Source organism: Bacillus sp. FJAT-27445 (assembly GCF_001510665.1).
Taxonomy (GTDB): domain Bacteria; phylum Bacillota; class Bacilli; order Bacillales; family Cytobacillaceae; genus Bacillus_D.
Genome location: NZ_LMTI01000005.1, coordinates 345681 through 360717, shown reverse-complemented (window position 1 = coordinate 360717; position 15037 = coordinate 345681). Strand labels below are relative to the sequence as shown.

Below are 15037 nucleotides of genomic sequence, written 5' to 3'. Positions count from 1 at the left end.
TTTTAGAAGGTGTATCGGGATGGAAAAAACCATCATTTTAGCGGTAAAAGGTGTTGTTGTTAAAGATGGCAGGATGCTGATTTTGAAGCGTTCCGCGGATGACGAAACAGGCGGCGGTACATGGGAGTGCCCAGGCGGGAAGCTCGATTTCGGTGAGACTCTCGAAACCGCGCTGGCACGGGAAATTGCGGAAGAAACAGGACTTGAAGTTGCGGTTGGTAAACTACTTTTTGCCACAACCATTCTTACGAGTCCGGTCAGGCAGGTCGCCATCCTTACCTATCTGTGCCGGCCTGAAACTGATGCAGTCGTGATTTCCGAGGAACATGCCGATTTCTCCTGGGGGAACAAGGATGAAGTTAAATCGCTGCTTACCTCGGGCATTGTCAGCGATTTTGAAAAACATGGGGTTTTTGAGAACGCCCAAATTTGGGAGAGCGCGGATTATGCAGCTGCTTCCGAAAAATAGAGAGGTTTTTTGATGATTGAAGATATTTTTAAGAAACCTTGGTTAGATGTTGTAGTTGAATTTTTTTCTCCAGAAGAAGGTGGTAACAATTTAATTTGTCTTGGTGATTATCTATATGGGGATAGGTTTGTGAATGGATATAGACCTCATTTTCGTATCAAAGGAGAAACAGAATATTTAGGGATTATGTTTATAAATGGACCACAAGGACTTATTAAACCAAATGAAAAGGTAAATGCAAAAGTATGGTTGAGCTATTATCCTGAGATTTCATACGAAAAATTAATTAATGGTGCAGAATTTGAAATTATGGAAGGTGCACGGATTGCTGGAACAGGAAAAGTTATAGGTTCTATGATTAAATAACACGAAAATGAGTGCCACGGATGCTGCTCAGTTGATTATAGTGAGGTTTAACTAATAAGGACCGGAGTTTTCCGGTCCTTTCGCTTATGTTAAATCGGTTTGTTCTTAAGTTCTCTTATCCTCCTAAAAACCTCAACATAATAGGCATCGTGGCCGACAAAGCTGTCTTTTGAAACGATTTGACTCGTTTCCCCGTCAATCGCGGTCACTTCAATCTTTTGAGATACACCTATGAAAAGATTCAGCGCATCTTCAAGCCTAATTTTATGAATGCTTTCCACTTCTTCCTCTTGGAGTACGAATTTCGGCATTTCGGTGCACTCATAGAGGAAGACATGGCAAAATTCCCGGTCGTATATTGTCTCGAGCTTAATTTCTTCTTTTAAAATGCCCAGGGAAATCAGGTCATTGAATCCAAGTCGGACACCGAGTTCTTCCTCAATCTCTCGAATTCCATCCTCGATTGTTTCATCCGCCATTAAATGGCCAGCTGAAGTAATATCAAAAAGGCCGGGATAATCCTTTTTCGTCTCGGACCTTTTCTGAACGAGAACATCCTCCCCCAGCGTAAACCAGCAATGGAAGGTCTCATGCCAGTCCCCTGTCCTGTGGACTTCTTCCCTTGCCTTTTCGCCAATGTGATTCATTTCAGCATCAAAAATACGAATGATTTCTGTAGTCATGTAGAAGTACCTTTTTACCTCTCAAATATAGTTGCGGTTCTAATTATTTTCCAGACCGTTTTTAAAAATTGCAGGTGCCACGTTAAGTTGAGAATTATCAGCAAGACCGTTTCAACTAAAATAGCAAAGCTAAACTGTCTTGAGAACCGCCGTCAAGACTGTTTCAACTAAAATACCAAAGCTTAATGGTCTTGATATCCTCGATGAAGACAGTTTCAGCCATGTGGACCGGATAGAACTTTCCCCCGTACATTCCGACCTTACCAATTGTCACGCCTTTGCAGCTCCCTGCATTTTGGACATCCTAATCCAGTTGATGTAGCCATAAATGCTGTTAATGAGGAACGCGGTCCACATGACGAGCATGTTGTAATCATTGCCACCGGTTTTTAAAAGGGTAATCGCCCAGAGCGCGATTGACAGGACGTTGACAAGAATCCACAGCGCCCACTGTTCAGCAAAGCGCTTGACCATCAGGATTTGCGCGATGATAGAGACGACAACCGCAACGGAATCGAGTCGGACTTGCTGGCCGCCAATCAAATGGAGGAGTTCGGCATACAGCGCGGACGATGCGACTGTGATGATGCTGAGCCAGACCCACTGTTTTTTGTTCAGGCGCTTGACGGCGACATCTTCTCCAATCGTCCCCTCGCCAATCTGGTTCTTTTTCCAGAAATAAATCCCGATAAACTGGAGCGGAAAATAGAACGCCGCGTTCAGCATAGCCTCGCCGTACAGGCCGTAGCCATAGGAAATATACGCATATGTAGCAGTCTGGATGATGCCGAAATAATAGTTGTTAATCTTTCCTTTCGCAACAAGCACGACACAAAGCATGCCTGATATCGAACTGATTAGCCCAATTAGCGTATCGTCCCAGGCAAAGAACAAAAAGATATTTACCGCAGTAAAAACAACCAGCCATACTTTCTCAAACAGCGTCCAGTCTTTTAACACGCCCATCTCTCCCCCGAAATATCTTGAATGCAAATCCTCAATTAGGTTGACTTGCCCATTTGTGGTAAAAAAATTATAAGGTTGGCATGCTAGAAATTGTATACTACATTAAATATATACATCGATTTGGGTTTTTACTATTCTAATAATTAATATAGGGATTACCCGGGCTATTATTTCACAGTGATGGTTTTTTGCATATTAAAAATAGAAAGAAGGACGATACAATGGAACAGGACCTTTCTACTAATGTGTCCAGGACAATTCAAACCAAGCTTGTCCTGCCCCCGGATACGAATCATATGGGAACGATTTTCGGAGGGAAGATCCTCGCCCTGATTGATGAAATCGCGGCAATTGCCGCCATGAAGCACAGCAAGACAGAAGTTGTGACAGCCTCCATCGATAAAGTCAATTTCCTGTCTACGGTAAAATTGGGCGACATCCTAACGTTTGAAGGATTCGTGATTTCAACGGGAAGGACTTCGATGGAAGTGTATGTTAAAGTCGTGTGCGAGCATCTCGATACCGGCCAGCGCAGGCTGACAACTGACTCATTCCTGACAATGGTCGCGCTGGACAATTCCGGCAAGCCAACACCAGTTCCCGGAGTCACCCCTGAAACGGATGAGGAGAAGGAACTGTATAAACAGTCAAAGGACCGCAGGGAGCGCAGACTTTCGGCAAGGCGGTCCAGGAAAACGGATATTTAATTTAAAAATCAATAAGCAAGGAGACATTCAATCGAATGCCTCCTTTTCTTTTGAAAAAATAAAGAACAATTTATTTTTTCTTCACAACAAACGTCACCGCATTCGTGGTTAGTAGCACTTCCCTATCACCGCGAACGATGGTGTACTCGAGCGGTTTTACAAGCTGCCTTAAAACATCCCAGCCCTTATAATTCCATTCCAGTTTTCTCTCCATTTCCTCGGTACAGAGGTTTACCTCCATCATAGCTTCCAGTTCCTCACCGGTCTTCAAATCGATTTCCCGGACTTGGGAGTTTATGATAATACAGTTGATGCCGCCGCTTTTTGTTCCATTGGCCATGTTTTTTAATACTTGATCAAGCTTCCCCTCGGATGAAACATGCTCCAGGCTTGAGACAGCCAGGATCAAGTCAAAGCTGGCAGCTTTTATTTTATAATCGGCAATATCCGCCTGCTCCAGTTCAATAACATCTTCGACTTTGAATTCTCTCCGATACTGATCTAATTTGGCTATTGCAGAGGGTAAAAGATCAACACAGATGACCTTGCCATTGTTGTTTTTAATTTGCTCGGCTATCGGGATACTGTTCCTCCCCACACCGCATCCAAGATCTAGAACTCTGCAATTTTGCATTTCAAAAAATGGCATCAGATCCATTACCGTCTGGACCGGCTTATGCAGCCAGGAGCCTTGCTCGAAAAGTTTATAGTTTTCATAACAAAAGTCGTGATAGACCTTCTCTGCCTTTCGAATCAACGCAATCTTTCCCAAACCACAACGCTCCCTTTATATTAAGCCTGGAATTTTCCCCAGGCTAAAACCTTCAAATAACCGCCCGCCATACGGTTCCAGAATGTCCTCAACAAGTTCGATAATCTTATCTTTCTGGTCCGTTTTATAAAAACGGTCAAAGGCCTCGGTGAAACGTTCCGCAAATTCTTCATCGAATTCCTTAAGAGAACGGACAATCCATTTTGATTTGCCTATCCATTTTCGGTTTACCCGTAAAACAAATTCACTCGCCAAATTTGCCAGGGTCACTGCGATGAAAATGGATTCGGCCCTGTTTGTACTGCCTATGAAATCATCCAATGCATCGGTTAAAAAGTAACGTTTTGTTACGATCAATTCATCTGGCCATTCTTCCGGCCCTATTTCCATAAGCTGGTTCGCTTCTTTTTTTATGGGGTCGATAATGTCCGCGCCCTTTAGGACGATGCCATCGGAAACCATTCTTACTAGTGAAGGCACTCCCTGCTCTATGTCCGACTTGAAGAAATCCCTATATGAGGTGAGGTTATGGACAAACGCTTCGATCGGCCAGCCGTTGTCTATTAAAGATTCCCTGTAGGGAGCGAAAAGATTGCCATCAAATATGACCATATCAAGGTCAGACGTTTCGGTTGCCTCTCCGCGCACCACACTGCCGGCAAGTAGTGCAGCCTGGCAATTCGGGAACTTGGCGTTTATGATTTTCAAAGCATCTTCAATCGGATTTCGTTTCAATATCGTTTCCCCCCTATCGCCTTGTAAAAAACATCTCCAAAATCTTTTTTACGGCAAGTTCATACTTCTTGAACAGCATCGCAAACTTGCTTTTCTAGTTGTTTTGCTTCATGTCGTCTTCATTCCTTTTTTCAACCTAAATACTGCCCCGCCTGTACACATCAACATCCTCACCCCAGGCGTCAACCAATTTTTCTTTCGTGATAATTTGCCACGGATTTATGAACATCTGGCCGTGTTTGTTAAAGAAAAACCCATCCCTTAAATGATAGACCGCATGCTGGATGCCGTTTGAATTTTTCCAGACAAGGACGTCACCCGGCAGCAGATTTTCACTACCGTTCTTTTCATAAAAATAGTGATTCGTTTTTAGGCCATACTCAAAAACATGCCCGCCGGCCCACATCGAAATCAGCCATTCCGTATTGGCTGAACTGCCCGCAACAGCGGCCAGGACCGCGGCAAGACAGTTTGCCCCGTTGGTTGCCGAAAATGTATTCAAGAACGGGGAAATATGAGGGTATTCCGTTCGAAATTCATTTAACTGAGCTTCGCTTATGTCAACATCATCGATGAATTGGCCGGCCATTTTTAAAAGAAAAGCCTGCTTAAATTCCGTGCTTAACTGTGCCCATAATCCTGCCTGCAAGGCGAGGTATTGTTTTGAATCAGCTTCGAAAACATATGGCGCTATGATTTCAAGCAACGGTTCCCTTCCGTGTTCGGCTGCGAATGGCTCAATCATCTCCCACTCAAATAGCAGCCCCCTGTTCAGCTTTTTCTGAATCTGAAATATTCTTTTCCGAAGAAGGCCGTCGACCGAGGCGATTGCATCAGGATGAGCGATGCACGCAAACGTAGCCTCCTGCCTATTAATTTGCCACAATTGCTGACTATTCAATGTATTAAAATCGTTAAAGAATGGGTCCGGGAAAAACTCCTTTACCGGGATGGCCATCACGTTCGGGCCTAACTCTTCGATAATAGATTCATACTCCTTCGTGAAGAAAAACAGGTCGTTTTTCGGAAAATTATTTTCTAGCCATTAGCGTAACGTTTCATTCTTAAGTTCTACATTTTTTAAAAACATGGCTTCCTCCTACTAAACTTCCAACACCATCCTGATTGTTTTCAGAATATGGCCTTCGAAATCTTCTTCCAATTCTTGTACCACCTTAAACCCCTTCGCCTCATAAAAAGCCCTGCCGATAGCGTTGTCCCGTTCGACATTTATGTAAATTTCCTTAACCCCGTTCGACTTTGCAATTCCTTCGTTTAAAAGCGCGGTCCCTATTCCCTTTCCCTGATCCTCCGGCAGAAGGTATATCGCATAAAGCTCGACCTTTCCGCCGTCCCTTACAGGCGAGAAATTCGCAAAGCCGGATACTCTGCCATCCTCTTCAGCAACCAGCATCAAGGAACGCTCCATTCGCTGTTTCATCATATCGTCATTGTAGGCTGAATTTAAAAAGTGCTCTTGTACCTCGTGAGGAATAATCCCTTCGTAGGTCGCATTCCAGCTCGTTTTAGCAACATGCTGGACCTGCTTTGTATCTTCCGCATTCGTTTTTCGGATCACCATCGATAACTCCCCCTATTTGAAGTAAGCTCTTATAAAATGGGAAATATATCTATTATATTACCATTGCAATGCTATAATTAGGAAAAACTTTTCAGGGGGATTAGATGCACAAGCGAGTGTTTGGTAACCGGCCGGGATGGAAACGGATTACTAAAAGAAGATATGCCCAATCTTATTTGGATACACAAGAGTTCAAAGGCTATATCACTCTACTTCATATCGTAGAGGCGGCCGCCCCTCTAGTTGTCGACTATGAAACAAGGCGGGTATGCATCGTGGACAGAGGCTATTTCTGGCTTCAGCAGTTTCCAGAGGGGAAGAACCATTCCGTTACCACGATGTTCGATTGCTCCGGTGAAGTAGTCCAGTGGTACATAGACATCTGCCTCCAAAATGCATCCGAAAACGGAGTGCCCTTCTACGATGACCTCTATTTGGATCTCATCATTTTTCCATCTGGCGAGGTAATTTTAAAAGATGCCGATGAGCTTGATGAAGCCCTGGCTAAAGGGATTATTAATCAAACTCAATACGACCTGGCGTGGCAGGAAACGGAGAATCTCAATCTATTACTTAGCAAAGGTGAATTTCCATTGCTAAAATTGTCGATTGTCCATAAAGACCTGCTTCTTAAAAACTTGGAGTAGTATTTGCAGCAGCTTTTTAAAAATTGAAGACAGTTTCACAAAGGGTTCCAGCACAAAACTGTCTTCATCCTTTCTGAAATTCTTTCAGCTGTTTTTTATTCTTCAACACTACGATTTTATCCGTGTAAAGAGAGTAGTTTTTAAAGAAATTCGGCTTCCCGTTCTGCTCAAAATACTTGTTCCATTTGAACATTTTTAAAAAGATTCCGTATGTAACTTTATAATGTGCCTTTTCACGCCCCAGTTTTTGCAATATGAATCTCTTGATAATCCGGTATATCCTAATAGAGTAGGCAGGATCGAGAAAAAGAATGATGTCCGCCTCTCGGAAGCTCCCCACTGTCCATTCCTCATTATGGACTCCTTCTATAATCCAGTCCTCTGACTTTAAGATGGTATCCATGCATTCAGTCCGCTCCTCTTCAGTCCTTCTCCTGTCCCCAGCTAGGTTCCTCTCCCAAACAACATTATCCAGTTCATAACAATGGATATTCAACTCCTCGGAAAGCTTCCGCGCCAAAGTCGTCTTCCCGCTCCCGACTGAGCCTATGATGCGAATTCTTTTCACAGTTCTATCCTGCAAAACGCTCACCGCCTTTTTGTTTCTTGCTGGTGCCTGGCACCATAATATCTTTAAAGCCATGTTTGCTTTTTGCCTATTATATAGTGCTCGCACCCTAATAGTCTAAATTTTCTTTAATTGCATATAACTGCCATGTTACTATTAATGAATAGAAAATCCAACGGGGGTATATATGGATATTATTATTCGAAAGGCCACTATCGGGGATGCCGAAGCAATCGCCAAGGTTCACGTTGCGAGCTGGCAAACAACCTATAAAGGCATTATGGATGAAGGCTTTTTAAGCAGGCTGAGTGTGGAAAAGCGGAAGGAATTGTGGAGGAACAACCTTCAACGAGTAGGGAATATCGTCTTGGTTGCTGTATTGAATGGTGAAATCGTTGGCTTCGCGGATGGGTCGCGTGTAAAAGAAGGCGAGTATCCCGGCTACGACAGGGATGTCACATCAATTTACTTCTATGAAGAATATCAAGGTAAAGGATTTGGAAAACAGCTGCTGAACCTGCTGTTTGAAGAATTCAGGAAAGATGGATTTACGAACGCCATTGTGAAAGTGTTAGAGGACAATGCGGCATGCAGGTTCTACGAAGCACTTGGTGCAAGACGTATTGATGAAAATTTAATTGAGGTAGCTGGCAGAAAAGCAAATCTACTGACATATGCCTGGGACAAACTGTAAAATTGAATCATTCTTATTGGAAATGATGATTTTTTATTTTTTTATAAAAGAGGGTTTGAAAAAGTTTGATTGCGGGTAGAAGGGTAATGTAGCGGCACAAAACGGAGATAACCAGGAATGTAACGGTTAATGGTAGCAGTACGTTGACGAGAGTTAATGTAGATCGGTTATCATGCTGTTGTTGTGTACGCCTACTTTGGAGAAAGATTTGCTTTCTCAGGCGAAGGTAACGGATTCGCCAACGGTATATTTAGCAGTGGCTGCTAAATTGGGGCAGGGTTTGACTGCTGAATAGGGCAAGTCTCACTCCTCAAATTCCCTTTAGGGGAATGAAGAAAGCCTGTACCAAGCCGGTAGAGGCTTTTTTCATATTAAAAAGGATGGTGCTGCAATCACGGATTGCGGCCTTTTTGTGTTCAGCCTTTTCGCTTGGTTTTGGACCTTCCCCACCCGTTTTGTGACCTTTGTCACACTTTCGCCAAGAAGCTTTGTCTAATTTTTGAATATACTGGAAAACCCCTATCGATATGGTAGATATCGGATTATGATAACACTGTAAACAACATAATTAAATTTTAAAACGAAAAGGGGAATTATTCATGTTTAACTCATTCTTAAGGGAAAACAAAATCGCTGCTGCTCTTCTCGCTGTTCTTCGTATCTATCTTGGTTACGCCTGGCTGACTGCCGGCTGGGGCAAAATCAGTGGCGGATTCGACGCTGCCGGATTTTTGAAAGGCGCCGCTGCCAACCCGGTCAAAGGTCCGGACGGAATCGTCTACGGCTGGTATGTTGACTTCCTGAACTCTTTCGCGATTCCAAACGTCGAACTGTTCAACGTCCTGATTCCTTGGGGTGAATTCCTTGTCGGTCTTGGTTTGATTCTTGGCTGCCTCACTTCTGCGGCAATGTTTTTCGGACTTGTGATGAACTTGAGCTTCATGCTTGCTGGAACTGTTAGCCATAACCCAACTGACATCGTAATGGGCTTCATCATCTTGGTTGCTGGTGCGAACGCAGGCAAATACGGCCTTGACCGCTACGTGCTTCCTTTCATCAACAAGACTGTTTTAAAAAAAGAAGCCCGGCTTCAACAATAAAGTAATAGCAAAATAGTTCAAAGGCTCTTCCAACTGGAAGGGCCTTTTTCATTATTTACAGAAGTCCTGACGCTTCGGATCTATCTTCACCAAAAAAAGTTATCCCAGCCGATACCAGTAAACTAACTACTCCACTGTGACCATTGTCACACTTTCGCCAAGAAGCTTTGTCTAATTCTTGAATATACTGGTAAACCCCTACCGCTATGTTGGAAATCGAATTATGATAACACTGTAAACAACATAATTAAATTTTAAAACGAAAAGGGGAATTATTCATGTTTAACTCATTCTTAAGGGAAAACAAAGTCGCTGCCGCTCTTCTAGCTGTTCTTCGTATCTATCTTGGTTACGCCTGGCTGACTGCCGGCTGGGGCAAAATCACTGGAGGATTCGACGCTGCAGGATTCCTGAAAGGCGCCGCTGCCAACCCGGTCAAAGGCCCGGACGGAATCGTCTATGGCTGGTATGTTGACTTCCTGAACTCTTTCGCGATTCCAAACGTTGAACTGTTCAACGTCCTGATTCCTTGGGGTGAATTCCTAGTCGGTCTTGGCCTAATCCTTGGCTGCCTCACTTCTGCGGCAATGTTCTTCGGACTTGTGATGAACCTCAGCTTCATGCTTGCAGGTACAGTTAGCCACAACCCAACTGACATCGTAATGGGCTTCATCATCCTTGTCGCTGGCGCTAACGCAGGAAAATACGGTCTTGACCGTTACGTGCTTCCTTTCATCAACAAGACTGTACTAAAAAAAGATGTCCGACTTCAACAATAAAGTCATAGCAAAATAGTTCAAAGGCCCTCCCACCTAAACTTAACGGGTTCTCTTTATGGGGACAAAAAGGTAAAATAGCATACAAAATCGCAGACCTACCAGCATATTATGGTAGGTCTTTTATTATTGATGTAGAGCCTTTTTCTTAGAAAATATTAAAAAAAAAGCACAAAAATCGGTATGATAATGACTCTGTACAATAGCCATTGTACATTATATATATAGTGATTTTAATGGCTAGAATGCTAACTAAAAGCAGTGCTAAAAACCCCTTGATATGGAGGCTTTATAATGCGATTAATGATGCCAAAGGAAAAGAATTGGGGATAACTGATAAAAGGTTTAAAATTGAGGATATTTTGTATTTTCGGTGATTTTTTAGAAAGTTTTTCCCTTTTTTTGTATAATAGTATTAAAGGGTTGCTTCTAACTTTAAAATTGGGGGGAACATTATGAAGAGAATACTTGTCTTATTATTCGTTTTATTTGTCGGAGTGATTGCAGTAGCTTGTAGTAAAGAAACAATTAATACCGAGGATGTCAAAGGGTTCTTAAAGGAATACAAGGTTGAGCAATATAACATCAAAGACCCTAATAATATTCCATCTGGGGTGGAAATTGGAGATAAAGTAAAAAAATACTTGTCCGAAAATGCATTTAAAGTGCAAACTGCAAATCGGGTTTATCAAATTGCACCCCAATTTGTCGAGGAAACTAACAAAACCATTGAATTAGAGGATGTAATCCTTAACAAAGAAAAAGAAAATGAAGATGGTACGGTAAACTATAAATACACACTAAAACTAAAAGTGTCTGATGGAAAATCGAGTGAAGTGGTTGAAAAAAATGGACAGTTAACTGTTTCAAACGATGATGGGTTGAAAATAACTCGTGATTGGGAAGATAAAACAGTATTTATCGATAACGTACCTATATAAAAATTCTTAAAGGAGGACCACGATGATGAAGGCTTTGCTGGAAATGACCAGATTATTGCCGAAATAAATTATATTAAGTAATACACATTTCGTTCAAATATAATGTTAAAAAAGCCACGTTTTTATAGTTAAAAACGCGGCTTTTTGTTTGCAATTTGATTGTCAAACTTGTGCTATTTTAAGTGTTTTTATTGCCTTTTATCCCCCAGAAGAGAACCCGTTAACCTAAACTGGAAGGGCCATTTATTTTTTCGAATACTTTCACTTAATGTGATTATCCAACACTATACTTTCCCATCCAGTAAATCCTTTAATGTGGTGCTGTCCAGCAATTCCGCGACAGTATCCCTGACCAAAGCCCAAAGAGGTTTGAGAAGGCAACTCCCCTCAAGAGGACAACTCTCATAGGAGGTGATACTTACACAGCCCATTGGCGCCAATGGCCCTTCCAGGTTGCGGATGACCTGACCAATGACAATTTCCTCTGGGCTCCTGCTTAGTTTGTAGCCGCCATTCACCCCTCTTTTGCTCTGCACATACCCATTCCGTTTCAACTGCAAAAGCAATTGCTCCAAATAATTAATTGGAACCAGTGTTTTTTCGGATATTTCCCCAATTGGAACCACATTGTCACCACTCCCCCCCAGGCAGATGAGTGCCCGCAATGCATACTCCCCCCGGCTCGACAGCTTCATGCCTACCAACTCCTCTTCATCTAGGCGTTCACCCATTTTTGAAATGGACTGGAACCACGCCATTTTGTCCAAACATACAGTAGGTTACAAACCTGATTAGATTAGTCGACAATTAGAAAAATGCCCTTTTTCATAAGTCTATTCAGGACATTTCTAAAAAGGAGAGATTTTTTTGAGGAGGCTAATTGTTCTTGCGCTTATTGGATTGGTCGCCCAGCTGGTTGATGGTTCGCTTGGGATGGCGTATGGGGTGACGTCAACCTCCTTGCTGCTGATGTTCGGGATTGCCCCTGCTGTTGCATCCGCATCTGTCCATATGGCGGAAGTGGTTACGACCGCTGCATCTGGAGTTGCCCACATACGATTCGGCAATGTAGACAAACAGGTTGTCTATCGGCTAATCATCCCTGGATCCATCGGAGCCTTTTTAGGAGCATGTTTCCTCGGAAGCATCCCCGGCCATATAATAAAGCCCTATATATCGGTTTTTTTGCTTATGCTAGGCGTATTTGTAATTTACCGTTTCTTATTTAAGTTCAATCCTTCTAAAAAACCTGTCAAAGGTAAGTTCGGAAAAAAATTCTTTGTCCCACTCGGCTTTGTTGCCGGCTTCTTTGATGCAACTGGCGGTGGCGGCTGGGGCCCGATTGCCACTCCAGTCCTGCTAACAAGCAATCGGATGGAACCGAGGAAAGTCATTGGTTCAGTCGATACAAGTGAATTTGCAATCGCTGTGTCTTCTACAATTGGGTTCCTTTTAACTTTGGGCTGGTCAACGATCAATGTTCAATGGGTTTTGGCATTAATGATTGGCGGTATCATTGCAGCGCCAATTGCGGCCTGGCTCGTAAAAATCATCCCTACAAATCTCCTCGGCACCCTAGTTGGCGGCATCATCATTTTAACGAACATCAGGACATTGTTCGGGGCTTTACATGTTTCTCCTTCATTCGCGCAGTTTACGTATGTTGTATTGGCATTACTTTGGGCCGCCTCTGTCATCTCTGTAATTTATAAAATAAAGAGGGTTGCTGTTGAAGCTTAGAGTTTGAGAAATTTTCACAGTAGATGTTCCGCTTTTCTTTAAATAGCCTGGCTGCCAGCCAACCTGTAAAGCAGGTTGGCTTGTTTCCTTTTTTAGAGTAGATCTACTTTGGTTTCTTCTTTAATGCTCAGAACCATTCTTTTGTTGAAAAAGACCTATTTTTTAAAAAATAGAGGAGATTCCGCTAAGATTGGTCTTTCTTTAACCGAAACTTCCCCGTTTTTCCATTGCTCAAATACAATAATGCCGAAATCCAATATATTAATGCCGTTCACTGCAATAATTCTGCCAAACCAGGGAATAATTATGCCGATTGCGGCAATAATTCTGCCTATCTCGTAATTATTTATGCCGAACCCAAGGAATACTTCCCCCAGGCAATTTCGCCGAAAACTGGTTCTATCCGCCAAATACGATTTTTATTTCGCCAAAAGTCATTTTCCTTATCGAGGTTTCATTCGTGTGGCGAGTCCGTTCAACAAAGTTATCCAGCGCTAAAACCAGCATTTCATAACCCTCAGTGACCTTTGTCACACCTTCGTCAAGAAGCTTTGTCTAATTCTTGAATATACTGGAAAACCCCTATCGATATGTTGGAAATCGGATTATGATAAAACTGTAAACAACATAATTAAATTTTAAATCGAAAAGGGGAATTATCCATGTTTAACTCATTCTTAAGGGAAAACAAAATCGCTGCCGCTCTTCTAGCTGTTCTTCGTATCTATCTTGGTTACGCCTGGCTGACTGCCGGATGGGGCAAAATCAGTGGCGGATTCGACGCTGCCGGTTTCCTAAAAGGAGCCGCTGCCAACCCGGTCAAAGGCCCGGACGGAATCGTCTATGGCTGGTATGTTGACTTCCTGAACTCTTTCGCCATTCCAAACGTCGAACTGTTCAACGTCCTCATTCCTTGGGGTGAATTCCTAGTCGGTCTTGGCCTAATCCTTGGCTGCCTCACTTCTGCGGCGATGTTCTTCGGACTTGTGATGAACCTCAGCTTCATGCTTGCTGGAACTGTTAGCCACAACCCAACTGACATCCTGATGGGCTTCATCATCCTAGTCGCTGGCGCTAACGCAGGCAAATACGGTCTTGACCGTTACGTGCTTCCTTTCATCAACAAGACTGTTTTCAAAAAAGAAGCCCGGCTTCAAGAATAGGCATTAGGTAAACTAATCGAAGGCTCTTCCAATCGGAAGGGCCTTTTATATTTTTCTAAACTAGCAAGTTTCATTTGTTAGCTTGTTTACGGATTAGTTCCTTACCAAAAGACCCTACAAAATAAGAAGATCTGTCTCCCGTCCAATATGTCGGAAAAGTTGGGCTCGCTCACTTCCGGGGTTTCAATGAATGGGTTTGGAGAATTCAACTATTTCTAACGAAGTATACCGCCAAAAGTAATGCTTATTCCTCCCGAATTAAGTGGTAATTTCACTTCCTACAAACCAAGATGGCATTCTGTCCAGCCGGTTGGTTTCATAAAAAAAAACGGATGTGTTTCTTCCCACACCTGGATCCCTCAACTTCCTCAAGTCGTAAAATCACGACTGTCCGTGACCTTTGTCACACCTTCGTCAAGAAGCTTTGTCTAATTCTTGAATATACTGGAAAACCCCTATCGATATGTTGGAAATCGGATTATGATAAAACTGTAAACAACATAATTAAATTTTAAATCGAAAAGGGGAATTATCCATGTTTAACTCATTCTTAAGGGAAAACAAAATCGCTGCCGCTCTTCTAGCTGTTCTTCGTATCTATCTTGGTTACGCCTGGCTGACTGCCGGATGGGGCAAAATCAGTGGCGGATTCGACGCTGCCGGTTTCCTAAAAGGAGCCGCTGCCAACCCGGTCAAAGGCCCGGACGGAATCGTCTATGGCTGGTATGTTGACTTCCTGAACTCTTTCGCCATTCCAAACGTCGAACTGTTCAACGTCCTCATTCCTTGGGGTGAATTCCTAGTCGGTCTTGGCCTAATCCTTGGCTGCCTCACTTCTGCGGCGATGTTCTTCGGACTTGTGATGAACTTGAGCTTCATGCTTGCTGGAACTGTTAGCCATAACCCAACTGACATCGTAATGGGCTTCATCATCTTGGTCGCTGGCGCCAACGCAGGCAAATACGGTCTTGACCGTTACGTGCTTCCTTTCATCCGTAAGGCTGCAACGAAGAAAGAACATCAACTTCAACAATAATGCGGGATACCATCATCCCCGATAAGTAGTAAAGGATCCTCCATAATTGGGGGATCCTTTTTAGTTACTAGGAACCTTTCGAGTTATACTTA

General features: G+C 43.0%; 19 protein-coding genes. 11 read left to right on the top strand and 8 right to left on the bottom strand.

Going from position 1 to position 15037, the window contains the following annotated elements; translation table 11 throughout:
* Positions 1-19: 19 nt before the first annotated feature.
* Positions 20-469, top strand: coding sequence for an NUDIX domain-containing protein (locus tag AR337_RS16445; RefSeq protein ID WP_059173098.1), 450 nt, complete (start codon positions 20-22; stop codon positions 467-469).
* A gap of 12 nt (positions 470-481) precedes the next feature.
* Complete coding sequence (locus tag AR337_RS16440) at positions 482-835, top strand: hypothetical protein (RefSeq protein ID WP_059173097.1); 354 nt, start codon at positions 482-484, stop codon at positions 833-835.
* 89 nt (positions 836-924) lie between these two features.
* Here the strand turns inward: AR337_RS16440 and AR337_RS16435 are convergent, their stop codons facing one another.
* Together AR337_RS16435 and pnuC are read right to left on the bottom strand one after the other, a co-directional pair.
* Positions 925-1518: an NUDIX domain-containing protein gene (locus AR337_RS16435; protein ID WP_059173096.1), complete on the bottom strand. Its 594-nt coding sequence runs from the start codon at positions 1516-1518 to the stop codon at positions 925-927.
* 270 nt (positions 1519-1788) lie between these two features.
* The gene (pnuC, locus tag AR337_RS16430; protein ID WP_059173095.1) at positions 1789-2484 is read right to left on the bottom strand and encodes a nicotinamide riboside transporter PnuC; all 696 of its coding nucleotides are present in this window, start codon (positions 2482-2484) and stop codon (positions 1789-1791) included.
* A gap of 221 nt (positions 2485-2705) precedes the next feature.
* Here pnuC and AR337_RS16425 point away from each other — a divergent pair, with 221 nt between their 5' ends.
* Entirely contained in the window at positions 2706-3191 is a 486-nt protein-coding gene (locus AR337_RS16425) for an acyl-CoA thioesterase (protein ID WP_059173094.1), read from the top strand.
* A 70-nt stretch (positions 3192-3261) separates the two neighbouring features.
* On the opposite strand, the gene AR337_RS16420 is transcribed toward AR337_RS16425, so the two are convergent.
* The 4 genes from AR337_RS16420 to AR337_RS16405 all read right to left on the bottom strand — a co-directional run bounded on the left by AR337_RS16420 (position 3262) and on the right by AR337_RS16405 (position 6280).
* Complete coding sequence (locus AR337_RS16420) at positions 3262-3963, bottom strand: class I SAM-dependent methyltransferase (RefSeq protein WP_059173093.1); 702 nt, start codon at positions 3961-3963, stop codon at positions 3262-3264.
* A gap of 15 nt (positions 3964-3978) precedes the next feature.
* Positions 3979-4698: a nucleotidyltransferase domain-containing protein gene (locus AR337_RS16415; protein WP_059173092.1), complete on the bottom strand. Its 720-nt coding sequence runs from the start codon at positions 4696-4698 to the stop codon at positions 3979-3981.
* Between the two features lie 136 nt (positions 4699-4834).
* A complete protein-coding gene (locus AR337_RS16410) occupies positions 4835-5656 on the bottom strand; it encodes a hypothetical protein (RefSeq protein ID WP_172797562.1) in 822 nt (273 codons plus the stop codon).
* Between the two features lie 144 nt (positions 5657-5800).
* Complete coding sequence (locus AR337_RS16405; RefSeq protein ID WP_059173090.1) at positions 5801-6280, bottom strand: GNAT family N-acetyltransferase; 480 nt, start codon at positions 6278-6280, stop codon at positions 5801-5803.
* A 104-nt stretch (positions 6281-6384) separates the two neighbouring features.
* Between AR337_RS16405 and AR337_RS16400 the strand changes: the two genes are divergently transcribed.
* Positions 6385-6927 carry a DUF402 domain-containing protein gene (locus AR337_RS16400; protein WP_059173089.1) on the top strand — a complete coding sequence of 181 codons (543 nt, stop codon included), beginning with the start codon at positions 6385-6387 and terminating at the stop codon, positions 6925-6927.
* A 64-nt stretch (positions 6928-6991) separates the two neighbouring features.
* On the opposite strand, the gene AR337_RS16395 is transcribed toward AR337_RS16400, so the two are convergent.
* Positions 6992-7495, bottom strand: a complete 504-nt coding sequence (locus AR337_RS16395; RefSeq protein ID WP_253701835.1) for an AAA family ATPase — start codon at positions 7493-7495, stop codon at positions 6992-6994.
* Positions 7496-7682: 187 nt separating this feature from the next.
* Between AR337_RS16395 and AR337_RS16390 the strand changes: the two genes are divergently transcribed.
* From AR337_RS16390 to AR337_RS16375, 4 genes are all read left to right on the top strand, one after another.
* Positions 7683-8189, top strand: coding sequence for a GNAT family N-acetyltransferase (locus tag AR337_RS16390; protein ID WP_253701830.1), 507 nt, complete (start codon positions 7683-7685; stop codon positions 8187-8189).
* Positions 8190-8788: 599 nt separating this feature from the next.
* Positions 8789-9289: a DoxX family protein gene (locus tag AR337_RS16385; protein ID WP_059173087.1), complete on the top strand. Its 501-nt coding sequence runs from the start codon at positions 8789-8791 to the stop codon at positions 9287-9289.
* 278 nt (positions 9290-9567) lie between these two features.
* Positions 9568-10068, top strand: a complete 501-nt coding sequence (locus AR337_RS16380; RefSeq protein ID WP_059173086.1) for a DoxX family protein — start codon at positions 9568-9570, stop codon at positions 10066-10068.
* A 452-nt stretch (positions 10069-10520) separates the two neighbouring features.
* Positions 10521-11006 carry a hypothetical protein gene (locus tag AR337_RS16375; protein ID WP_059173085.1) on the top strand — a complete coding sequence of 162 codons (486 nt, stop codon included), beginning with the start codon at positions 10521-10523 and terminating at the stop codon, positions 11004-11006.
* A 284-nt stretch (positions 11007-11290) separates the two neighbouring features.
* Here AR337_RS16375 and AR337_RS16370 read toward each other — a convergent pair whose 3' ends face one another.
* Positions 11291-11701 carry an Rrf2 family transcriptional regulator gene (locus tag AR337_RS16370; RefSeq protein WP_059173084.1) on the bottom strand — a complete coding sequence of 137 codons (411 nt, stop codon included), beginning with the start codon at positions 11699-11701 and terminating at the stop codon, positions 11291-11293.
* 172 nt (positions 11702-11873) lie between these two features.
* Here AR337_RS16370 and AR337_RS16365 point away from each other — a divergent pair, with 172 nt between their 5' ends.
* The 3 genes from AR337_RS16365 (at position 11874) to AR337_RS16350 (ending at position 14945) form a co-directional block, all read left to right on the top strand.
* The gene (locus tag AR337_RS16365) at positions 11874-12746 is read left to right on the top strand and encodes a sulfite exporter TauE/SafE family protein (protein WP_059173083.1); all 873 of its coding nucleotides are present in this window, start codon (positions 11874-11876) and stop codon (positions 12744-12746) included.
* A 662-nt stretch (positions 12747-13408) separates the two neighbouring features.
* Complete coding sequence (locus AR337_RS16355) at positions 13409-13909, top strand: DoxX family protein (RefSeq protein ID WP_059173081.1); 501 nt, start codon at positions 13409-13411, stop codon at positions 13907-13909.
* 535 nt (positions 13910-14444) lie between these two features.
* Positions 14445-14945: a DoxX family protein gene (locus AR337_RS16350; protein WP_059173080.1), complete on the top strand. Its 501-nt coding sequence runs from the start codon at positions 14445-14447 to the stop codon at positions 14943-14945.
* Positions 14946-15037: the final 92 nt, after the last annotated feature.